Genomic DNA, 22,777 nt, shown 5'->3' on the forward strand with positions numbered 1-22,777 from the left:
CCCTCTTCTTTAATCCGGATTAAAGGTTTAATTCTTCCAATTTGGCTTTGGTTGGTCTCCCTTCGGCATCCCAACCTCTGAGTTTGTAATACTCCGGCAACATTTCGTCCAGTAGGACTACCTGTCCTTTGTTAGGGCCGATTTTCATCGTCTCTTTGAGCAGACGCGGCGGCAAGGTATCGTCAGCTTTGGAAAAATCGTTATTGAGGTTATAATTGCGTTCCAGGTTCCAGATGCGTTCGCCTGCCTTCAGAACCTCTTCCACCGTATAATCGATACCTGTGGCCGTACGCAGCTGGGCAGCAATTTCATCCGCTCCGATCGCGAAAGTTGTGAACAGGCAAAGCCCGGCCGAGTCCACAGCAGCGGTCAGGTCCTGGAACAATTTCACCCACTGGGCTTTTCCTTCGGTAGTATTGGGATCGAGTTTTTCCGGAATCCCGAGAATCTCAGGGGATATTGTATAACCGCGCACATGACAGCCGCCACGGTCCATTCCAAACTCATAGCAAAGACAGTTAGACTTAATGATAGGTTCCAAATCAGCTACGCCGGTGCTCGCCCCGTGTACCCAGGTCGATTCGTATTCCGGCCCTTCGCCGAATGACTTGTATCTGCCCCCGGGGACTTTGGAGATCCGCCCGCAGCCGATACTGCAGGCAAAGCAGCCTTTGTTTCTAAAATGACCCGTTACCGGATGGGCTATCAGCTTTTGCCTGGCATCCGTAATGGTCTTCCAGAATTCTGCGGGCTGGGCAACTTGTACACCGGAAGTTCCTTTAGCCACGATCGCTTTTAACTTTTTGAAGCCCATAACAGCTCCCACACCTGTTCTCCCGGCGGCCCGGTTATAATCGTTCATGATAGAGGACATTTTCACCAGGTTTTCACCGGCAGGGCCAATGCATGCAACCTTGGCTTCTTCAGAAGTCTCCGCCTTCAGGGCATCTGTTGTGGGAGGAACATTCTTGCCCCATAAATGCTCGGCACTGCGCAGTTCGACTTCACGATCATTAATCCAGAGATAAACCGGTTTTTTGGCCACTCCTTCGAAAATAATAGCGTCATAGCCGGCAAACTTCAGTTCCGGGCCAAAATGCCCGCCTGAGTTGGAGGCGGCTATGGTTCCTGTCAGGGGACTTTTGGTTACCACGTTATAACGTCCGCCGCTGGTTGCCATGGTCCCGGTCAAAGGCCCGGTAACAAAAACCAGGTTATTTTCGGCGCTAATAGGTTCCACTTTTGGCGATACCTCTTTCATGTAAAGCCAGGTTCCCAAGCCACGGGCCCCGATAAAATTCTTGGCCTCGACAGGATCCAGGGGTTCTTTGCTTATTTTTCCACAGGTAAGATTCACGCGTAAAATCTGACCTTTCCAACCAAACATCTAGTTCACCTCCCCGAAGATTTTCATAAATTTTGAGGCAATGACTTTCTTTTTGCCCAGATTAGCGGTGTTGCCATCCCTGAAAGTAATGGCTCCCGACGCGCAGTTTTTGGCACACTGCGGGTCCCCGCTGCAAAGATCGCATTTGATGATGGTACGCGTGAGACTGTCATATCCCGTACAGCCGAAAGGACAAGCGTTGATACACATCTTGCACTTGATGCATTTCATTTGATTTATCACCATCGCGCCGGTTTCTTCATTCCGAGTAATGGCACCCACCGGACATACTTTTGCGCAAGCGGCATTGTCGCATTGCAAACACATGATCGGTACGGCTATTCCGGCACTTTCCCAGGATAAGACAGATACTCTGGACTGGGTAGGATTAAATTGTTTTTCATGTTGAAAAGAACAGGCCAGTTCACAAGTACGACAGTTGGTACATTTTTCCGGAGCGAGCATTAAGACCTTGCTCATTGCGGATTCACCTCCAACAATTTTGACTTAATCATTCTTTTGATCAGAGATGTTTTGCATAATCTTAAATAAGCAAGAATCGTGCCAATATTTGAAAAATTATTTATCCGTTGAATTAAGACTTTTTTTCGATTCTTATGGAAACAGCTATGCCACCTTGGACCAGTTCCAAAATTTGGTGTTCAAAAATAGCATAGCAGTTCAGCGTTAAAAAAAAGAAATCATCACCACAAAAAGATAGACAAAAATGTGGTACAATAAATTTGTATACGCATTTTTTTTACAGCCATGATATCTTTGGGATAGGAGGCAAGTCTTATGGGGAAACTCCCTGTACCTTCTCCTGTATGGAATCAATATGTTGAACAGAAAAAACACATTGAGTCCGGCGTTTCTCATATTATCTTGGATTCTTGGGAACGAAGCGTTCAACAAAATGTCAATCCATACTGTATCAGTATGAATGATCTCCTGGAACAGCATTCTCTGCGGGAAAGAATGGAATCCAACCGCCAGCTGCTGGATGCTGCTTCACCGGTCATGCTGGAATTGCATAATGTTTTCAAAGGCGGAAACTTCGTCGTCCTCCTGGCAGATACCCAGGGTTATATCCTCCATAGTGTCGGTGACCCGGGTTTTGAAGAGAAAGTCCGAAAAATCCGTTTAGCGGTCGGTGCGAATTGGAACGAGTCTGTCAAGGGTACGAACGCTATCGGTACGGCTCTGGCCAGCCAAAGTTGCGTAAATGTCTTTGCCTGGGAACATTACTGCCGTGAAAATCATTTTCTGACCTGTTCAGCCGCGCCAATTTACGGTTCCCAAGGCGAACTCGCAGGAGTGTTAAATGTGAGTAGTGATTACCGCTCACACGAGCCTCATCTGCTGGGCAGCGTGGTAGCAGCCGTGAGGGCTATTGAAAACCGCCTTTTATTGGAAAATAGCCAGAAGCAACTGGTATCCGCCTATCTGCAAATGTCTTCTCTCCTGGATGTTATTCCTGAAGGATTGCTCCTTGTCGATCCAGAAGGTTACATCACCCGGATTAACAAGACCGGCAGCACGCTGTTGGGAATTTCCCCTCAGGAATGTATAGGCCGACCGCTGGAAAATATTTTTGACCGCGCCAATCACTGGCTGGGTGAACTTAAGCACAATAAGGGCATCCTGGATCGTACGGCAACAATCGAAAAATCCGCCGGAAATCAGCAGACTTTTATGGTAAAAATGACCTCCGGCGATAAACAATACTTTAAAGGCGTCATCGCGAGTATCCGTAAAGTGGGTACCAAAGCTTATTCTGCTCTTCCCGGATCCCAATTAAAAAGATCATTTTATTCTTTTTCCGATATCGTCGGTAATAGTTCCCCGATCTTAGAGACCAAACGTTTATCCGGTATCGCCGCGCGCAATAATTCCACCGTCCTGCTGCAAGGTGAATCAGGAACAGGCAAGGAAATGTTTGCCCAAGCGATCCATAACGCCAGTTCCCGTGCTTTAGGACCTTTTATAGCCGTAAACTGCGGCGCTATCCCGACCAATCTCCTGGAAAGTGAACTATTCGGCTATGAAGAAGGCGCTTTTACCGGAGCCAAAAAAGGCGGCCAGCCCGGAAAATTCGAACTGGCCCGCGGGGGCACCATCTTTCTGGATGAAATCGGCGAAATGCCGCTTAATTTTCAGGTAACCCTTTTACGTATCCTGCAAGAAAAACAAGTGATCCGGATCGGCGGAACCACCCCTATTCCACTGGATGTGAGAATTATCGCTGCCACCAACAAGGACCTGGAAAAAGAGGTTAAACAGGGTAATTTCCGTTTGGACCTCTATTATCGCCTTAACGTTCTAACCATCGATATTCCAACCCTAAGAGACAGAAAAGAAGATATTGTTATGCTGGCTCACCACTTCCTGAATAACTTAGTTCTGGAGTCTAACAGAAACAAATTAACCATTGCACCCGACCTCCAGGAATGGCTGGAAAATTACAATTGGCCCGGGAACGTCCGTGAGCTGGAAAATATCATGGAACGGGCAGTTAATTTTTCGGAGAACAATGTGCTGGATTGCGAAGATCTTCCTCCAAGTTTAAGAAATAATGCACCTGTCTCCCACTCGGTTTGTAAAAACGGCGATTCTACATTAAAAGACAAGGAATATCAGGCAATCCATGAAACACTCTCCAAAACAGGGGGTAACATAACCCATGCCGCCAAAATGCTAGGCATTGGACGGAATACCCTCCATAGAAAGATCAAAAAGTATTCCGATTCCTTGTGACAGCTTAAAGAAAACTTATATTTCAAAAAAATTCTCCAAGGCTGAATCAGTAATTCTTCCTTGGAGAGGTATGGCTTATTCATATACACATGTGCCAGAAGCGATGCAAACATCGCGTGATGCTCGAGGGTATTCCTGGCTCTCATACCGCCTCCTTCAAAAATAAGGGCGGTATCTTTATTATTATTCGTTATCTCCATAGTTACGTGGATTGAATCTACCAACTGCTGCTATGGCTGATCAGCGCTGAATATTGACCATTTCACCGCCATGCTTAAAGATACTCATCTTTTTGCCTTCCTTAGCCGCTTCCCAAATCAGTTCTTGCTCAAGGGCAACCAAACCTGCAATCTGATCAACTCCGTAATTAAAGAGAATGCGCGTAATTGGTACGCTGGGACCAACAAGGATCGTTTTTGCCTTCTTCGACAGCTCCAAAAGACGTGGCATTGTTTTATTGGTAAAGGCTGTACCTGTTATAAAAACAAAATCTTGTTCCGGAAGAATATACTCGCAGGCCGAATCAGGATAATCATCTTCCCGGGGTTCCCTTTCCAGAATGGATAACTGGCATAGATCATTAAAGTGTTCAATGTCAGGAAAATGTCCGATAATAGCGACTTTTTTACCCTTAATCTCCGGCTCTACATGTTTGAATGCATTTGATTTTTGCGAATCAGATTTGAGTACCGGTTTTCCCGTAATCGCCAGCAGCTCTGACGGTGTATTGTATGCCGCATTTACTGCCGCCTGCCCCAATGACGCTTCAAGCATATTCCAGGATTTTGAGTAACTCGCAAGCTCCTTTAACGGCATTCCACGTACCCTGGAAAGCTCTGCGCCCTTCTTGCCTCCCTTTATGGTCTTTGCAATACCGGTGCCCCGTTCCGATCGGACAAGCGTCCAAGAAGCTCCAATCATGCACTCTAGTACGGTTAAATCCTCAGGTATCGCGTCAATTAGCTCATTATACATCTTCCACATTAATTTTTACTCCCTTTTAGATACTTTGAAAATCCACCGGTACGCTGACGATTATCCGGCAGATTAATTTTACGGACATCACCAACCATTGTGGAAGCCCTTTCCTCAAGTCCCCAATCGATAACCCTTTTGTTAGCAATTTCTATAGCATCTTCTTTTATATCCATTAAAGTAATGTCCATATTGCTCAGTTTCGCAACACTCAGTCCAAGATGACCGCCGTCGCAGCCGATGTCAAGACAGTTTCCGCTTTTTTGTGCGGATACGTTTAATGCATCCCCAGCGATGACTTCATAAATGGGAAAAAATATTTCATTGGCAATTTTGTCAAAATCTTCTCTGCTGTTCATTGATTCCCTCCATGTTTAAAAAATGTATAACATACTAGTGAAGGTTGTTGCAAACAGACTGATTCGCTTGTTGTACAACAACCTTTGATGAAAACCAACTCACCTATTTTCTCATAGAATGAACCATCAGTTACTCATAGGCGCCTCCGCTGCTTTTAGATGCGCTCTTTTTAAGAAAACTTATTACATAACCAAACAACAACTAATATAACTTAACTTTAATCATCACAATGATTATATATTCGCAATTTTATCTTGTCAATAACTATCATAGGCAAACATAAGCAAATTAACAAGGACGGAATCCCAAGATAGATACAAGGGGTTCCGTCCTTAATCATTCATAAAACAAAACTGCCGAGCAGAAAAATCACTAATTATTTTCCAACTCTAGTAAATTGATTACCGCACCGTGGTATTAGGCATAATTAACAGCAAAATGCGTTTTCCCGTTGTAAGAATACATATCCGTTAACGGATAAACAGTAATCTTTCCATCACCAACACTTCCCGTTCTTGCCTCTTGGATTAAGATATTAATGACCTGTTCTACTTGATTATCCATCACAAATATTTCCAAATTTATTTTTTGAGAAAAAATAATGGTCTCGTTCTCACCCTCAAGTAACTTGATATGCCCATTCTGCTTTCCATAGCCGATGACTTTGGTCATCATAATCTCCTGTACTTCCACTTCTTTGAGAGCCTTGATAATTCCTTCTATTTTGTCCTTTCTAACGATTGCTTCAATTTTTTTCATAGGATTAACCCCCCAAATAAAATCTGAATAGATAAAAAAACGCCCTTAAGAGAGAAATAACTCTTAAGAGCGTCTTTGCTCATCATATTATAATAATGTAATTATATTACTTCACAGGATTTTGACAAGCATCATGTTAGAAGAATATTGTATTCCTACTGATATTAAGATAAATCATGAAAAATACTTCAATCAGACCTATTTTTGTTCCTGATTACAAAAATCATATTCCCGTTCTGCCTTTTCAAGAGCATCCTTATGACTGATCGTTCCGGCGTTTAGCAGAACGCCTTTCCCATAGCGATGGGATGTCAGCCCCATAAACGGCAGTTCGGCATTGGCACGCCCGGCAATAATTTCCGGTGCGGTATGACCGTGGGCAGCGTAGTGAATTTTATTTTGCACCATTTTGAAAAATTCCAGTGACTCCTGCGCCCGCGGGTTATAATCCATACTGGTGGCTTAGAGGTCGAGAATCTGACGGTAAATTACTTTTTCGCTGGAACGAATATCACGGCATTCCAGAAGTTCCTTCCAGTAATTACCACCGCCAGACTTTTTTAGAAGCGCATCGTTCATTGCGAAGCCTTTGATGAGATATTCTTTCAGAATTTCCAGCGCCCAGCGGCGGAACTGCATACCCCGCAGTGATTTTTCTCTTTTTAAAACCTACCGTAGATCATAAAAGACACGATCTGACTGATAATAATGGCAATCAGCCCAATGGTTGCACTGAGGTAAATCGCACGGATGGCATACCGTCCTGCTTCGATTGTCTTGCTTCGTAACAGTTTGATAATTAATAACACGATTGATAAATCAGTCACAGCGATAATGACAAGGTAACTTTTCCCGAGCAAATGAAACAAGACAGGATGGAAACTGAGGATGATTACCATCAGAAAGAGCAAGGCTGAGACACGAAGCGCATTCTTTTTCCCAATGCGTACGGCAAGCGACTGAACATTTCTTTTCTGGTCGCCATCCATATCCATGACATCAGACGCGATCTCCTCACCAAGATCAAATAGTAATACAATCAGACTGAAGAGCCATACGGCTTCATTCCATGGTCTACCGACAACAATGCCGCCAAGGATAAAGGTGACGGCAACGGATAAGCCAACAGATAAATTGCCCAATAACCCCATTTCTTTCAGCTTCCAATTATACAAGAAACCCATAATCCAAAAAATGATGTACAATAATACGGCTGCCTTGCCGATAAATAACGAAGCTATCAAGCCGATCAGCGTGGTCATGACTGCCAATTTCACAGCATCAGCCGGTAATATTACTCCAGAAGGCAAAGGTCTATGCGGTGAATTTACCCGGTCTACTTCGATATCAAAATAATCATTGATGATCATAGCCGGGCTCGATAAGAAAAATCCCCAGGCAAATCCCAGGATGATTTGCGTGAGCGATGGAAAATTACCGGACGCGATGACTTCCCCGATGATGACACAGATACCGGCAGCAAACGGTAACTCCGGCCTTATTAAGATGATTAAACCTCGGACTTTGCGATAAGCTATGATTGTATTCTCCCTCTTTCGGCAGACAACGGACTGCAGCCATCGTCATTTTATATTGTCAGCCCTGTCAATCTTTGAAAGACAGAGATAAATGAAAATGGCTGCGAAAGTAAAGGCAGTAAAATCGTTCGTTTAAATGACTTGTTACCTAAGGCTACACTCACTTCATCTGTGGCTTTGCCCTAGGCTCAGATACCTACTTTGCCGTGGCGGTTCTGGCATCAGACTTGAGAAAAAGGTTGACAGACTCAGCGATCAGCAAGAAATGTTATATTTTGTTTATCTCTTCCGGAATAAGGTTATTTTTAGTCTTCCATTAGTAAATGTTCAATCTCATGATGCAGCATAGGCTTATATAAATAATAGCCCTGGACAGTATCGCAGCAAGCATCTTTAATAAATGCCATTTGTTCTGCCATTTCCACACCTTCAGCGATAACTTCCAATCCCATTTTATGAGAAAGTTCGATAATGGAATCCACAATGGCCGCATCTTTCCTATTTGAGGGTATCCCCTGGATAAACTCCATTGGGATTTTTATTTTATCAATCGGTAGTTTTTTAATATTTAAAAATGAAGAATGATCAATCCCAAAGTCGTCAATCGAAAGTGCGATTCCCATATTCTTTAAATCATAAAGAGTCTTAATCGCATCTTCGTTACCCCGGAAGACGATTCTTTCCGTTATTTCAAATTCCAGCAGGTTTGGGTCAAATCCTGTTTTATTGATAATCGTTGCTACTTTTTGAGCGAACCCCTTCTCTTTCAGTTGGTTTTCTGAGAGGTTGATCGCGATGTTCAGTTTATCGTGCCCAAGTTCCTGCCATTTTTTCACTTGGGTACATGCGCTATGGATGATCCACTCGCCCATCGGAATAATGAGTCCCGTTTCTTCCGCCAAAGGGATGAACTCACTCGGTGAGATATTCTGATCATTATGTTTCCAGCGCATTAATGCTTCAAATCCGGTAATCCTTTGCGTTTTCACATCGATCTGAGGGTGATAATGAATTGATAATTCATCTCTCTCAATGGCATGATAGAGATGGTTTCTCATGATTGTTCTTTCGATAAACCTATCTTTTATTTCTTCCGAACATAATTGATAGGTATTTTTTCCTGAGGATTTTGCCTCATACATGGCAATATCGGCATTCCTGGAAAGTGTTTGTCCGTCGTGACCATCTCTTGGATAAATGGCAATTCCGATGCTCGCAGTAATGAAGCTTTCGTGTCCATCGAGGTTAAAGGGCTTTTCAAAGACGGATCTTAGTTTTCGGGTAATGATTTCGACATCATTTTCGCGTTTGATATTTGTGGCCAATATCATAAACTCATCCCCGCCGATTCTGGCGACATAATCACTTTTTCTAAGAATAGCTTGCAATTTATCCGCTGTTTGCCGAAGAAGCAAATCACCAATGTTATGACCATAGCTATCATTAATCAGCTTAAAATTATCCAGATCAAAAAAGTATACTGCCAATTGGTTGCCTATTCTTTGCATCTGATGAATCGCCTGATCCAAGGTGATATCAAATAAGCGACGATTAGGCAGTCCCGTTAATTCATCGTGGGTAGCGGCATAGTCAAGTTTAAGCTGGGCATTGGTTCTTTCTATGATTTCATCTTTCAACTGTTGATTGATTTTCTCCAGTTCAGCAGTTCTCTTCGCTACCTCAGTCTCTAAAAGCGAATTGGCTTCTTTGAGATAAGTTTCGGCAATCTTACGATCTGTTATATCATGAAAGACACAGGCCATCCCCAAATAATCCCCGATATTATCGATTAACATGGATCCGGAAAACAAACACGGTATTGACGCCATTTTTTTCGTACGCAGTTCCAGCTCGATATTCCGGACGGATCCAAGCTGCATAATTCGTTGAATAATCATCGTCGCTTCATCTTTTGATCCAATCAGGAAGCTTAAGGGCATGCCGATTAATTCATCGCGTCTGAAATGACTAAGATCTAAAACTGCCTTATTCACATCTTTAATAATGAATTGGGTATTGACAAAAATGACGGGGTCATTCATTGTTTCCAAAATGTAATCAGCGGCAACTTCCGGCGTCAAAACCATCATCTTATATTTAACGATGGCATACCAAATACCCCATGTAGCGATACCAAGAAACACAATGGCCATCGGGTTAATTTGAACCCCGAATATCGGCAGCAGTGTATCCAGCGGTACGCCAATGCAAATTGAGATGACCACCGTTATTAAAATTATCTTTGCCTGTTTCTTTTCACGGGGAAGATGTGAATTTTTTCCCCAGAAAATGATAAGCAGCAATCCGCCCAGCAAAAACAAAGCGTAGTAAAGAATAAAGGCGTATTGAATCAGGTGTTGTTGCTCAAAAAGGTATGTCCAGCCCAAGAAATTCTGTACAAAAATTTCAGGAGGATTCACGATATTGTTAAGGAAAAAGACTAAGGAAGGAATATAAAGAGCCAGTCTAAACCAGGCTTTTTTAAAGATTTCTTCTTTACGGGTGAGTATGAGACAAAAATACAACCACGAGCTGTAGAAGAAACAAAATCCTGCAGCTGAGAACAAACGCCAGTAATTCGCCTGCACGGCACTGTCTGCAGAATTCATCATCGCATACCCAAGAGCCCAGCAACTCAAATTCAAACATAAAACAAAAAAAGAACGATTCGTTAAACCGGCTCTATTTAGACGATAGACGTAAATCCCAAAAAAAAGATAGATTAAAAAGCTGGAAAAAAGCATTAATGTTAAATAGAGCATCGCGACCCCCGGTAGTATCTTATTTTACTTAGTTCCTTTGATCTTATAATAAACTATCTTTTACATATTTTAAACATCATTCTTCCAAAAGTTTCTACTTTTCGACACAGACCGCAATTAATTTTATTTCAGCACCGCGCGCACGGTGGTGATGATGGCCATAATCTGGCTAGTATAATTCCTTCATGATTTTTTTATGGTAAAAATGATGATAATAAATAAGGGTGTTGGCCATGACTAAAATATTGATTGTTGATGATGAGGAAATACTGGTCAAAGGACTTAAAAGGAGCCTGGAATCTGAAGGTTTTGAAACTGACGCCGCTTATAACGGGATACAGGCCCTTGAGAAGAGTCTAAATACGCACTATGATTTGATGATCCTTGACCTGATGCTGCCGGAAGTTGACGGCCTTGAAGTATGCCGCCGGATTCGGCAGGTTTCCCAGATGCCCATCATCATGGTTACCGCCAAAGGCGACGATGTGGAAAAAATTATCGGCCTGGAATTAGGAGCCGATGACTATCTCGCCAAACCCTTCAATACGAGGGAGTTACTCGCCAGAATCAAAGCGGTTCTCAGACGCAGCAGCGTCACGAATTCGGATAACCTGCTTAGCCGCGCTAACGCCAGGTTGAAGCTTAATCTGTCCCGAAGAACAGTCTCCGTTAATCATATAGAAATCACCACCCTGACAGCCAAAGAATTCGACATGCTGCTGTTATTAGCCAAACATCCCGGCAAAGTATATACCCGGGAAGATTTGATCCGGCTGGTCTGGGGCTATGACTATACCGGAGAAGACCGGACGGTGGATGTCCATATCCGGCGTCTCAGGGATAAAATCGAACCTGACCCATCGCATCCGGAGTTTATCCAGACCAAGTGGGGTATCGGGTATTTCTTCCAACCGGAGAACGTGCGATGAAAATCAAACTTGGCAGTAAAATCGGTCTGACCTATCTCTTAATCCTATTTAGCGCGATGGCAGTTTTGGGTTACCTGATCATTTCAGATATTAAACAATCTTTTATCGGCGAGAGAAAAAATGTTCTTTTCAGTTATGCCAACATCATTGCTGAAAAGGCTGCACCTTATCTGCATGAGCAAAACACGGCCTATATCAATTTTTTGGCTGAAGACTTCGGCGAGAATATCGGACACCGTATTCTGATCTTAGACACTGCCGGTACAATCATCGGCGATTCATCCGGGGCGTCCCGCGGACAACATTTGTCCACCCCCGTCGTGACTGCCTCCCTGCAAGGAGAAAGCAGCGCTCAAACCAATTATTATCCCGAGTATGGCAATCTCTTATACCTGGCAGTTCCGGTAGCCTCAAGCCAGCAAATTATCGGCGCCGTCTTTATATCGGCAGATATTAATGATATCCAGACACGGCTGAACCAGACCAGAAACCGGCTGCTGGCGGCCGCCTTGGCGAGCGGTATCCTGGCCATCCTGCTCAGTTTGCCGCTGGCCAGAATCATCATTACGGTGCCCATCGGCAAATTAACCCGGGCTGCCCAAAAAATGTCGGCCGGCGAATATGGTTATCAGGTACAGATAAAAAGCCGGGACGAACTGGAGCAGTTAGCCAATTCTTTTAACGAAATGAGTGAAAAAATCCGCCAGGAAGATGATATCCGGCGGCAGTTTATCGCCAATGCCTCCCATGAACTAAAGTCTCCGGTAGCGGCTTTAAAAGTATTGGTGGAATCCCTTTTAATCAAGCATCCGGAGTCAAAGGAAGAAACCCGGGAATTTCTCTTCGATATCGACGGGCAGCTGGACAGGCTGAGCAGGCTTGTTAATGATCTCCTGCTCCTTAGTAAGATCGAAAAAAATACGGTTTCCCTTAACCTAGAACCTGTTGCCATCGGTCAACTGCTTACAGAAGTTAAAGACAACCTCCTGCCTTTGGCAGCCAACAAAGAAATTGAGATCAAGGTCAAGGTCCAAGAGAATATTACCTGGCCGGCAGACCGGGAAATGTTGTATCGGGCGGTATACAACCTGGCGGACAATGCCATAAAATTCTCCTCTTTAAATAAGCAGGTGCTGCTGAACTGTAATGTCAATAAAAATATACTTGTTATTTCCGTTTTCGACCAGGGAATGGGTATCTCTCCAGAACACCTTGAAAAAATATTTGACCGTTTTTACAGAGTTAACAAAGCCCGGGAACGGACAACAGGCGGTACCGGTTTAGGCTTAGCTATCGTTAAAGAAATCATCACGCTGCATGGCGGCACCGTATCAGCAAAAAGCGTTCCCGCTCATGGCTCAGAGTTTTTAATTACTTTGCCTGATCCCAAACAAATGTCATAGTTTCGTAATATTTTGTCATACAAATGAAATCGCCTTTTGCTATACTGCTTTCAAAGGCAGTCTTTATTAGGAAAGGAGTATCCCCTATGAAAACCCGAATCAAAAAACTCATTTTTCTTTCATTATTATTCTCATTCGTCTTAAGCCTGGCCGCATGTTCTGCTAATTCGACGTCCAATAAACCTTCTGATCCGAACCAGGCGGTTGATCCCAAACCCAATCAGGATAAAATTACTTTCACGCTCTATTTTGGCGATAATCAGGCGATGTATCTCAGAGGAGAACAACGAACCGTTACCAAAAGCGGCGACACTGCGGAATTAATGGTTAATGAACTCATCAAAGGCCCCCAGGCCAAAGACGCTATAGTCACTATCCCCAAAGAAACAAAATTATTGTCCTTGGAAATAACCGGCGGTATTGCCTACGTCAACTTCAGCAAAGAAATAAAGACCAACCATTGGGGCGGCAGCGCCGGCGAGACAATGACGGTGTACTCGGTGGTTAACACCCTAACCCAGCTGCCGGAAATAAAAAAAGTTCAGTTCCTGATTGAGGGACAAAAGCAGGAAGCTATTTGGGGGCATTTCTATACCCTTGAGCCTATCGGGCCCAATCCCAATCTGATTGCTGATCAAACCGGACAGACTGGATCCTCAAATAACGAAGATCAGGTAAAACCCGGCGATTATTTCCCGTTAAACCAAGGAAGTTCCTGGCAATATCTTGGCGACGGAAACGAGTATGCCTCTTTTAGCAGAGAAGTCCTCTATGTCCAAGGCAATAAAAGCCAAATCAAAGAAGATAACGGCGGAACTGTCAGTACTTCCGTCTACCAAATAACCGATACCGCTGTGACCCAGATATATTTTGCAGGTGAGGATTATATAGCGGGTAACATTCTTAATCAGCCGGGAAACCGAAATATTACCGTTATTAAAGCCCCGATCCAAGCGGGTACCGAATGGACAGCCGGAAACGCTACCAGAGAAATCGTCGATGTTAAGGCCACTGTGAACACCCCGGCAGGAAATTTTGACAATTGTGTTCAAGTAAAAATTACCGAGAATCAATCGACATCGTACGAATACTATAAGAAAGGCATCGGTCTGGTAAAAAGGGAATTTATATCAGGAAACGACAAAATATCCTCAATCCTGGCCAGTTATTCTCTGAAATAGTTTTTGATTCTATTTCCATATCCCTATCGTTGTGTTCTTTCTCAAGATATGGTAACTAAGCTGCAATTATCCAGTGGTTCCATGTCAAGAGCCAATTATGTCCCCTTGGTTGCTATCCATTCCATTGCCGGATCCGTCCCCGCCTGATACGCGGCAAAGGATTCTTCGATCACCTGATCCGGTTTCAAGGTATCCACATCCTCATCCAGCCAATGAAAATACTTGGTCGAATAGCGGATGGTTATTTCACTGTTCGGCAGCTTGAATTGTTTAACCTCTCCGTAGTGATTGGGTTCGCCGCCGGTAGCTTCTCCCACAAAATAAGCCTTGGTATCTTTCTTGAAACGGACCGCATTGAGAACGGCCGAAGAGAAGGTATCCTTACCGATGATCACATACAGCTTGCCTTGTTGGTTGAAGCTGCTTTTTTTCACTTCTTTGATCAAAGGATCGAGAATGGTGGAGATCCCGCCACGATTTTGCCTCAGATCAATAACCAGCTTATTGACCTCATGGCTTTGGACAAAATCCCAGAATTCCTTGTCGAATATTTCAAAAGGTTTGTCGCGCATTTCACTGCAGCTGCTGTAATTGAGATAAACGGTTTTCTCATCCTTTAAATATTCGTACCAGTAATTTTCGTCCGGATGGCTCCGGTACAGCGGGACAGGTCCTGCCGGCTGTTCGGCCGCCACATAATCTTTATAGCTTATCGGTTTCATTTGCACCGTCTGTGTTTGACCGTCTTTCAGCTCCACACCCAGTTCGATCTCATCCGATGTGCTTAAGCCGAAATATTTCAAAACCCCCGGCATCGGCAGATAATAGATAACCTGGGTCTTAAACCAGCTTTCATTGGCCCCCGCCAGAATAGGCTTCAGCGTATTAGCCGCTTCTTCGATTTTCTTGCCGTTCAGGGTGATGATCCGAGCATCCAGCAGTTTCGCATATTCTTTGCTGGTACCTGTAATATAGATGCCTTCGGCAAACCAATGAAGCTCCAGCGGATACCGGTATTCCGAACCGATGCTGGATCCGGTATGGGTATCGCCGACACCGGCCACAATGACGCTTAAGGCAATCGCGATCTGTTCGTCCGTATAAGCGGGAACCTTCTTTTTCAGTTCCGCCAGCTGTTGCTGGAACGCTTGCTCGGGGAGATGAAAATACAAATCCTTATGGACTTTGGGCAGGGTTTTTTCCAGATAGGTAATGTCGTTCAGCCAGCGGGTGTCCCTGTCCTGGGCCAGGTAAGGCTTGGTTGAAGGGATACTGCTGCAGCCTGCCAGCGAAATCATCAGCACCACGATCAACAAAAGAACAAGCTTAAGCTGTTTCATGATTTTCCCACCCCTTTACCACCATATCCCGATATCGCTTGCTCATGAAAAGATAGAAACACATCATCGCCAGGAGCAAAACGCCGACCCCCGTTAAGATGCTGCCGGTAAATTGATAATGAATAAACCCTTCCAAGGCCTTAATGGCCATGATTCCATGCAGGCTTCCCAAGACAACCGGCAGGATAAAAGCAATCCCGACCTGGGTATAAATACTTTTAGCGATTTCCTGTTTGGTCATGCCGATCTTCATCAGGATCTTATACTGTTCCCGATCCAGGATAGCGTCGCTTAAAATCTTAAAATACAGGGTGCTGAAGGTCGATATCGCGAAGACAACCGCCATCACCAAACCCATAAAATAAAAGGCCCCGATCAGATAGTACTTATATTGATACTGCCCGGCATAGCTGTTGAGATTTTCCCCGGGATTTTTCATCACCGCGGCGATATTTTCCACCAGGGATTGGCTGTCCTCCGGCTCGGTAATGTTGATGCCGTACAGCGTCTTCTCTGTGTCTTTTTCTTTGCTGTTTTCTTTTAATTGCGCGTACTGCTGATCCGTAAGGATATAGGTATTATAATGGCCGATACCCTCCAGCTCACCGACAAACGGGATCTTGACCTCTTTTTTCAAGTTATAGTGCCGGTCCTGGATAACGAAGTCCTGTCCGGTGTAGCTGAAACCGGAAAAAACCAGATTAGAGTGTAAGATACTGACCGTTTCATTGTCCCGGAGTTCAATGCCCTTTAAGATTTGCTGATAATCCTTGGGCCGGGTTATCATCAGTGATTTTTTCACCTCGGAGAGACTGGTAATGAGACACGTTTCCGTCAGCTCCCGTTTGCCATTATGATACGACACTTTGCCGGTCAGGAAATGGGACTCCTGTTCAGCCAGAACCCGATGCGGCGACGTTTGAATCAGGGCTTTGATCTTTTGGTTTGTGGCCTCGTCCTGTCCATAATAGGTGATGCTGTAAGGCGCTTCGACAGCCGTATTGACATCGGCAAAATATTTCAGGGCCAGGCTCCCGCTGAAGGCCGCTAACGTGGCGGCACAGAGTATCGCCGTCATGGACAGGCTGCGGTAATGCGTACCCAGCCGGAACAGCGTATTGCTGAAGCTGACCAGCCTGGACCTTTTATAAATGACTTCTTTCTTCTTAATCAGTGCATTGAGGACGATGGCCAAAAAGCTGCCGAAGAATAAATAGGTGCCGCCGCAGATCAGGAGCAGGATGCTCAGCGTGGTCTGGAAAAAGTCCAACTGCAAACCAAAGGGCAAGTCCAGGATATGCAAGGCCAAATAGTAAGCCACGGCGATACAAACCACACCGACAATCCCGCGAAGCCCTCGGATCTTCGGCAGGTTTTGTTCTTTCCTGGCCGCGTTCAGGATATCGATCAGCCTGCTTCGACGGACCATCAGGTAATTCTTGACGCCCATCAAAAGGATAATAACGGCCAGGATCAAGAGCAGGGCGCCGATGGCCTTGGGCGGAATGTAAAACGGGATCTGGGTTTTCAGAATCATCGCTTTGCCCAGCAGCATAAAAAAAAGCTTGGAAAACAGCAGGCCGAGAGGCAGACCGATGATGACCGCCATGCCTCCGAGCAGAATGCTTTCCAGGGCAAAGACCGTCCCGATCTTACTGCCCGGAATGCCCATCAGCATATAAGTGCCAATTTCTTTGTAACGCAGCTTGTAAAAGAAATTATTGGCATGAAACATAAAGGAAAACACGGTCAAAAGCAGGATGATACTGCATAAGGAGCTGGCCACCTTGGCAAAGACATACTGTCCATCGAGAACCCGCAGGTAAGGGTTATAATTAACCGCCAGAAAGTTATAATAAATCGCCGTCGTCAGGATAAGGACCGCCAAATAAAACCGGTAGAGTTTCAGGTTGTTCTTAAAGAGCAGCCAGGAGATTTTAAAGGCGTTCATTCCTTTCACCTCCCAACAAGGCTACCATATTCAAAATCTTTTTGAAAAACTCGTCACTCTTGCCATTGGCCTCCAGCTTGCCGCTAATCATGCCGTCTTTTAAGAACATGACCCGGTCGCAATAACTGGCGGCAGACGCGTCATGCGTGACCATCACCACCGTCGTCCCGTATTGCTGCCTGACATTCTGAAAGCAGGCCAACAGTTCGGAGGCCGCTTTGGAATCCAGGGCGCCGGTAGGCTCGTCGGCAAACAGTATTTTGGGCGCGTTGACCAGCGCCCGGCAGACGGCCGCTCGTTGCTTCTGGCCGCCCGAAAGCTGATACGGATATTTATCCAGCTGGCTGTCGATGCCGAACAGCGTTGTCAGCTCCCGGACTTTGCCCAGGATTTCAGCCGCTTTGACATTATTCAAGGTTAAGGGCAGCGCAATATTATCCCGGATCGTCATATTATCCAGCAAATTGAATTCCTGAAAAACAAAGCCGATGACATCCCGGCGAAACAGGGCCAGTTCCCTTTCCTTCAAGGCGCTTGTTTCCCTGCCGTCGATGATGACCCCGCCTTGGGTCGGCTTATCAATAGTCGAAATAATATTCAGCAGGGTCGTCTTGCCGGAACCGGACGGTCCCATCACGGCCACAAACGTCCCCGCCTCAATCTCAAAACTAACCTCGTGCAAAGCCCGGCAAACCGCGCCCTGCCCGCCATAAAGCTTAGTCAGGTTCTTTACCTCAATGATCGAAGCCATAAACTTCCTCCTTGTCCTATCCTTACGTGTACTTAACCGCTGCTTATATTGTAGGATCTCTTCCCCGCCGCTACCATCGATTGGCGTGACATTTCAGAAGTTCAATGTGACTTTTCTGTCACCTTAGCTGCGCTGACGCTGCATGTAATCGGACAGTTTATAAAAGGATACAATAAATTCGGTATACACCCCTTGCTCGCTCCGGACGTTCAGGCCGATGCCCAGGGTATTGGCCATTTTTTTAGCGTAGTACATGCCCATGCCGGTGGACTTGGTACTGCTGCGGCCGTTGCTGCCGGTAAACCCTTTGTCAAAGACCCGGCCGAGCTCTTCCGGCGGAATGCCGATGCCGTTATCTCTCAGATGGAGGTGGTATCCCTGTTCGTCTTCCTGACCGGAGATCATGATTTCGCCGTTTTCCGCCGTGTACTTGCTGCTGTTATTCAGGATTTGGGCAACGATATACTGAATCCACTTTTTATCGCTGATCAACCGATACGGACTGATGTTGTTCTGAATACTGATATTCTTGGTGATCATAAATTCGGCGTTAACGCTGATCGCCTCTTTCACCACCTGTCCCAGGTCCATATTTTCCGATAAGATATCCTCGCTGTAATGATTAGCCCTGGCCACAAACAAGGTCTGGTTGACGCGGAATTTCATCTGTTCAATCTGATACAGCAGCTTACTCATGGTCCCTGTTTCCGGCTGCGGCTCATTTTCCAGTCTTTTCACAACCATCTCACAGACGGAAAGGTTCACTTTCAAGTCGTGGACGGTTTGGGTCAAATAATCATTTAAATCGTTCATCCGCTGTTGGTAGTCGTTTTCTTTGCGGCTGAAGCCGTTATGTTGATAGGCCAGTAATTCTTTGCTCAGACTGATTCCCGGGACATTATTTCCGGCTGATTCTGCCGACTCACGGCAAAGCCAGTCCATATCCCGGCCTTCGGTCATGGCTTGCCTGATCTTCGCATAGGCTTTATTCAGCCGCCGAAAATGAAAGAAATAGCCCGCAACGGCTGCGGAAATCACCAGTAAATCTAGATAAAAAATCTCCCCCAGAGTTTTGGCCAGAGGAGTACTTGTCAATAAAATCAGGTTGATCAGGATAATAATGCCCGCCTGACTGGCTATCCATTCCCATTGTTCCTTAATATATGCTGTCATCGTCATAAAACCGCATACCCCATTCCTTTTTTGGTTGTGATAAATGACTGAAGTCCCAATTCCTCCAATTTAAGCCTGACCCGATTGACATTAACCGTCAGGGTATTCTCATTGACATAGATCTCCTCGTCCCACAAGCTCCGCATCAAGGCTTCCCGGGTGATTATTTTCCCTTGATTCTCCAGAAGAAGCCTTAGGATTTTCAGTTCGTTTTTGGTCAGCTCGCATTTCTGATCCGCATACGCCGCCGTCGCTTCCTCCAGGTGAACAGTCAGTCCCCGGCAGCGCAGCACATGGGATTCCTGGAAACTATATTCATAGGTTCTGCGGATAACCGCCTGAAGCTTCGCCACTAAGACGGCATTGTCGAACGGCTTGGCCAGATAATCGTCACCGCCGTTATTCATTCCCATGATGACGTCCATACTGCTGTCCCTGGAAGAAATGAAGATGATCGGCACAGCCGAAATGTCCCGGATTTTCTTACACCAATGAAAACCGTCAAAGCTTGGGATATTGACATCCATTAAGACAACCTGCGGCTGTATGGACAGGAACTCATCGAGAAGGTTGTCAAACATTTCCGCTGTCCGGACATCATAACCCCATTTTATTAAGAGCCGGGATATTTCATCGGCCAGCATTTTATCATCTTCAACAAGATAGATCCGGTATTGGTCCATTGATTGTCACCCTATTGCTTCGAATATTATCATTCCATTTTTATATTATAGTATTTTTACAGATACTTGGAAACAGAAGAAATCTGGCCCCAACAACACCAGACTTCTTCTTTTATCTTATGAGGTGATCAGATGGCTGTTACCACTGACATGATATCCTATGCATGTCCTGTCGTTTTGGTTACTATTAATTCGGCACACTATTTGCTCTCCCCTTTAATTCACTCCTGTCAGGCTTATCCCATATGATGTCAATAAATACAGAAAAGGGCGGTATCCCTATGAGTGATTTTGCTGACCAGCGCTGTCGAAGTAGGAAAACGTCTCAAGGAAGCTAAAGCGCTGCTGCCGCATGCTTATCTCATCCGAAGGTCAGGAAATGTCAAATTCGTCACTGGTGACGAATTTGACATTTCCCAAGCACTCATTATTCTTGGGCTTCCGGAAGAGGAACGGGATGCATTTATCGCTGAGAATGACACAGGCAACACCTCTGTCAAAGGAGTAGCAGTTTATTCCGTCCAACCCTATAGCCGACCGCCCTTAAAGCAGACGTTGTGAGGAATCCTGTGTCTGCCTGGTCCCTCTTTGCTTTTCACTAATTATTAATGATCGTCCCGCCATTGATATGCAAAATCTGGCCGGACATATAGGCTGAGTCCCCACTTGCCAGGAAGAGATAGGCCGGGGCTAGCTCCACGGGCTGGCCGGCCCTCTGCATTGGGGTGGTGCTGCCGAAGGTATGAACTTCGTCGGCACTAAATGAAGCAGGAATAAGCGCTGTCCAAATGGGGCCAGGGGCTATTCCGTTGACTCTGATCCCTTGCTTGCACAAGGATTCCGACATGGATCGGGTAAAAGATACGACAGCACCCTTAGAGGCTGAGTAATCAATTAAACGCACGTGGCCTTCATAGGCAGTAATGGAAGCAGTATTAATAATCACTGATCCTTGGGGTAAATAAGGAAGCGCTGCCCGGGTCAAGTGAAACATCGCAAAAACGTTGGTGCGGAAAGTCCGCTCCAATTGCGCTGAGGTAATATCTAAGATGGAATTTTGGGGATGCTGTTCTCCGGAATTATTGACCAGAATATCAAGATGACCGAAGGTGCGGATTGTCTCTTCAACCGCTTGTTTGCAGAACATTTCATCGCCGACATCCCCCGCTATAAGCAGGCAGCGTCGTCCAAGCTGTTCGATTCTTTCTTTCGTTATTTCGGCATCCTGCTGTTCATTTAAATAAACAACAGCAAGGTCAGCCCCTTCTTTGGCGTATAGAATGGAAACGGCCCGGCCAATCCCACTGTCTCCCCCGCTGATCAGGGCAACCTTACCCTGGAGTTTGTTTCCGGGCTGATAATTAAGATCTTCATAAATAGGGCTGGGATCCATTAAGGTTTCTAAACCTGGCTGAAAGTCCTGATGCTGAGCAGGAAAAGTTGGCTGGGGAATGACTGCTTCTGCCATATTGGTACTCCTTTGTTTTTTCTTTATTTTACCCAATATCAGCAATTATTATCTTCCTCCACCCAGACTAATCCAGCCTTACTATGACGCTGCGTCAATGTCAATAGGTCAAGATAGTATTCCATTAATAACCAGCTGTCTTTATAGATTTGACGGTCAACAAGCAAAATATTTCTATTATTTTTTTTGTAGTGAACGCACAAAAATGAACCCTTCAGGCTATCTTCACTTTATGTTAATATTGCATTAGCATAAATTATGATAAGCTGTGAGGGGAAATTAAATAATACGTATAGCGACCATAAAGTATTGTGACAATATGACAATAGACTCCTTGTTCTAGTTTTCGTATAAGGCAGCGATATCCTGTATTCTACGCTTCATTTCTGTGCGGATATGTAACGGCTCTAAACACTCGCATTTATCCCCAAAACTGAAAAGAATATTGTAGTAGTAATCGTTCTCTATGAAAGGAAAACCAACAATGTAATGCGCATCACCGTCTGGCGAAAAGTCTTCATAAGGGCAATAATCAAGCACCCTGTCCATGACAGATTGATGAATGCGAATTTTGATTTTTGTTTGCATCGTTGCCAACATATCCGTAAAATCCAACTGCGGTTTTTGATAATCGCGTGGCGTAAAAAATTCCTCTTGTAGTTGTAGGTTTGAGGTGCGGGATAGTTTGAATAAGCGAAAATCATTTCTTTTATGGCAATATCCTTGTAAGTACCAATGATTGCTTTTCAATACAAGCTGATACGGCTCGGCTGTTCGTGCGGTTTTATTTCCGTAGCGGTCTGCATAGTCAAAGGTCAGCAGCTTACTTTCCTGTAAAGCTGTTTTTACAATTTCTAAATAGGATTGTATGTTTCGGTTTCCCATCCACGGACTTAAATCGATAACTATTTGATTTGCTTTTAATTCAATGTCTTTCGCTCTATCGGCGGGGATAAAACTCTTGACTTTCGCCAGGGCGTTTACCAGTTCATCCCCTCGTATCATATTGGCAAGACTGGAAAGTCCCATTAAGATAGCGGAAAGGTCGGCTGTCGAAAAAACCTTTCTATCAATCTTGTATTGCTGCATGATTTCAAAGCCGCCGCCCACTCCCGATGTGGCGCGAACAGGAATACCCGCCATGTTAATCGTGTCGATGTCGCGGTAAATTGTGCGGGGTGAAACTTCAAACATATCTGCTAACTCCTGTGCGCCGATACGCTCTTGATCAAGGAGTATCAAAATAATGCTTACAAGCCTGTCAACTTTCATCGGATAGCCGCCTTCAAAATTTCTTTTTATCAGTATGTATTGTTGCCATACTGTTGTCAACAATTACACGGTACAATAAAATAGCAAA

General features: G+C 44.9%; 18 protein-coding genes and 2 pseudogenes. 5 read left to right on the forward strand and 15 right to left on the reverse strand.

The window, feature by feature from the left end; translation table 11 throughout:
- Positions 1–19: 19 nt before the first annotated feature.
- Together LPY66_RS16720 and LPY66_RS16725 are read right to left on the reverse strand one after the other, a co-directional pair.
- Positions 20–1,387 carry an aldehyde ferredoxin oxidoreductase family protein gene (locus LPY66_RS16720; protein WP_337985385.1) on the reverse strand — a complete coding sequence of 456 codons (1,368 nt, stop codon included), beginning with the start codon at positions 1,385–1,387 and terminating at the stop codon, positions 20–22.
- Positions 1,388–1,867, reverse strand: a complete 480-nt coding sequence (locus LPY66_RS16725; RefSeq protein ID WP_337985386.1) for a 4Fe-4S dicluster domain-containing protein — start codon at positions 1,865–1,867, stop codon at positions 1,388–1,390.
- A 318-nt stretch (positions 1,868–2,185) separates the two neighbouring features.
- On the opposite strand from LPY66_RS16725, the gene LPY66_RS16730 reads away from it, so the two are divergent.
- The gene (locus LPY66_RS16730) at positions 2,186–4,144 is read left to right on the forward strand and encodes a sigma-54-dependent Fis family transcriptional regulator (protein WP_337985387.1); all 1,959 of its coding nucleotides are present in this window, start codon (positions 2,186–2,188) and stop codon (positions 4,142–4,144) included.
- Between the two features lie 240 nt (positions 4,145–4,384).
- Here the strand turns inward: LPY66_RS16730 and LPY66_RS16735 are convergent, their stop codons facing one another.
- The 6 genes and pseudogenes from LPY66_RS16735 to LPY66_RS16760 all read right to left on the reverse strand — a co-directional run bounded on the left by LPY66_RS16735 (position 4,385) and on the right by LPY66_RS16760 (position 10,538).
- On the reverse strand, positions 4,385–5,128 hold the full coding sequence (locus LPY66_RS16735) for a DUF364 domain-containing protein (protein ID WP_337985388.1): 744 nt from the start codon (positions 5,126–5,128) through the stop codon (positions 4,385–4,387).
- Positions 5,128–5,478: a class I SAM-dependent methyltransferase gene (locus LPY66_RS16740; RefSeq protein ID WP_337985389.1), complete on the reverse strand. Its 351-nt coding sequence runs from the start codon at positions 5,476–5,478 to the stop codon at positions 5,128–5,130. The genes LPY66_RS16735 and LPY66_RS16740 overlap by 1 nt, the downstream gene beginning before the upstream one ends.
- Positions 5,479–5,896: 418 nt before the next feature.
- Entirely contained in the window at positions 5,897–6,238 is a 342-nt protein-coding gene (locus tag LPY66_RS16745) for a P-II family nitrogen regulator (RefSeq protein WP_337985390.1), read from the reverse strand.
- A gap of 306 nt (positions 6,239–6,544) precedes the next feature.
- Positions 6,545–6,898 (reverse strand): annotated as a pseudogene (gene rhuM / locus LPY66_RS16750) (RhuM family protein); the annotation flags it as partial.
- Positions 6,899–6,900: 2 nt separating this feature from the next.
- Positions 6,901–7,710 carry a UbiA family prenyltransferase gene (locus LPY66_RS16755; protein WP_337988123.1) on the reverse strand — a complete coding sequence of 270 codons (810 nt, stop codon included), beginning with the start codon at positions 7,708–7,710 and terminating at the stop codon, positions 6,901–6,903.
- Positions 7,711–8,081: 371 nt separating this feature from the next.
- Complete coding sequence (locus LPY66_RS16760; protein ID WP_337985391.1) at positions 8,082–10,538, reverse strand: EAL domain-containing protein; 2,457 nt, start codon at positions 10,536–10,538, stop codon at positions 8,082–8,084.
- Between the two features lie 233 nt (positions 10,539–10,771).
- Between LPY66_RS16760 and LPY66_RS16765 the strand changes: the two genes are divergently transcribed.
- The 3 genes from LPY66_RS16765 (at position 10,772) to LPY66_RS16775 (ending at position 14,051) form a co-directional block, all read left to right on the forward strand.
- On the forward strand, positions 10,772–11,467 hold the full coding sequence (locus LPY66_RS16765) for a response regulator transcription factor (RefSeq protein WP_337985392.1): 696 nt from the start codon (positions 10,772–10,774) through the stop codon (positions 11,465–11,467).
- Positions 11,464–12,870: a sensor histidine kinase gene (locus LPY66_RS16770; protein ID WP_337985393.1), complete on the forward strand. Its 1,407-nt coding sequence runs from the start codon at positions 11,464–11,466 to the stop codon at positions 12,868–12,870. Before LPY66_RS16765 ends, LPY66_RS16770 begins: the two co-directional genes overlap by 4 nt.
- An 86-nt stretch (positions 12,871–12,956) precedes the next feature.
- Positions 12,957–14,051, forward strand: a complete 1,095-nt coding sequence (locus tag LPY66_RS16775; RefSeq protein WP_337985394.1) for a GerMN domain-containing protein — start codon at positions 12,957–12,959, stop codon at positions 14,049–14,051.
- A gap of 95 nt (positions 14,052–14,146) precedes the next feature.
- Here the strand turns inward: LPY66_RS16775 and LPY66_RS16780 are convergent, their stop codons facing one another.
- The 5 genes from LPY66_RS16780 to LPY66_RS16800 all read right to left on the reverse strand — a co-directional run bounded on the left by LPY66_RS16780 (position 14,147) and on the right by LPY66_RS16800 (position 19,949).
- Positions 14,147–15,391 (reverse strand): peptidase S41, encoded by a 1,245-nt coding sequence (locus tag LPY66_RS16780; protein ID WP_337985395.1) that lies wholly within the window; start codon positions 15,389–15,391, stop codon positions 14,147–14,149.
- The gene (locus LPY66_RS16785) at positions 15,378–17,342 is read right to left on the reverse strand and encodes an FtsX-like permease family protein (protein WP_337985396.1); all 1,965 of its coding nucleotides are present in this window, start codon (positions 17,340–17,342) and stop codon (positions 15,378–15,380) included. The genes LPY66_RS16780 and LPY66_RS16785 overlap by 14 nt, the downstream gene beginning before the upstream one ends.
- Positions 17,329–18,093 (reverse strand): ABC transporter ATP-binding protein, encoded by a 765-nt coding sequence (locus LPY66_RS16790; RefSeq protein ID WP_337985397.1) that lies wholly within the window; start codon positions 18,091–18,093, stop codon positions 17,329–17,331. The genes LPY66_RS16785 and LPY66_RS16790 overlap by 14 nt, the downstream gene beginning before the upstream one ends.
- Before the next feature lie 123 nt (positions 18,094–18,216).
- Positions 18,217–19,272: a sensor histidine kinase gene (locus LPY66_RS16795; RefSeq protein WP_337985398.1), complete on the reverse strand. Its 1,056-nt coding sequence runs from the start codon at positions 19,270–19,272 to the stop codon at positions 18,217–18,219.
- The gene (locus LPY66_RS16800) at positions 19,269–19,949 is read right to left on the reverse strand and encodes a response regulator transcription factor (protein WP_337985399.1); all 681 of its coding nucleotides are present in this window, start codon (positions 19,947–19,949) and stop codon (positions 19,269–19,271) included. Before LPY66_RS16800 ends, LPY66_RS16795 begins: the two co-directional genes overlap by 4 nt.
- Before the next feature lie 288 nt (positions 19,950–20,237).
- On the opposite strand from LPY66_RS16800, the pseudogene LPY66_RS16805 reads away from it, so the two are divergent.
- Positions 20,238–20,444 (forward strand): annotated as a pseudogene (locus LPY66_RS16805) (DUF3102 domain-containing protein); the annotation flags it as partial.
- Between the two features lie 103 nt (positions 20,445–20,547).
- Here the strand turns inward: LPY66_RS16805 and LPY66_RS16810 are convergent.
- Positions 20,548–21,417, reverse strand: coding sequence for an SDR family oxidoreductase (locus tag LPY66_RS16810; RefSeq protein WP_337985401.1), 870 nt, complete (start codon positions 21,415–21,417; stop codon positions 20,548–20,550).
- Between the two features lie 339 nt (positions 21,418–21,756).
- Positions 21,757–22,689, reverse strand: coding sequence for a helix-turn-helix transcriptional regulator (locus LPY66_RS16815; RefSeq protein ID WP_337985402.1), 933 nt, complete (start codon positions 22,687–22,689; stop codon positions 21,757–21,759).
- Between the last annotated feature and the right edge of the window lie 88 nt (positions 22,690–22,777).

Origin of the sequence: Dehalobacter sp. DCM (assembly GCF_024972775.1) — a bacterium.
Taxonomy (GTDB): domain Bacteria; phylum Bacillota; class Desulfitobacteriia; order Desulfitobacteriales; family Syntrophobotulaceae; genus Dehalobacter.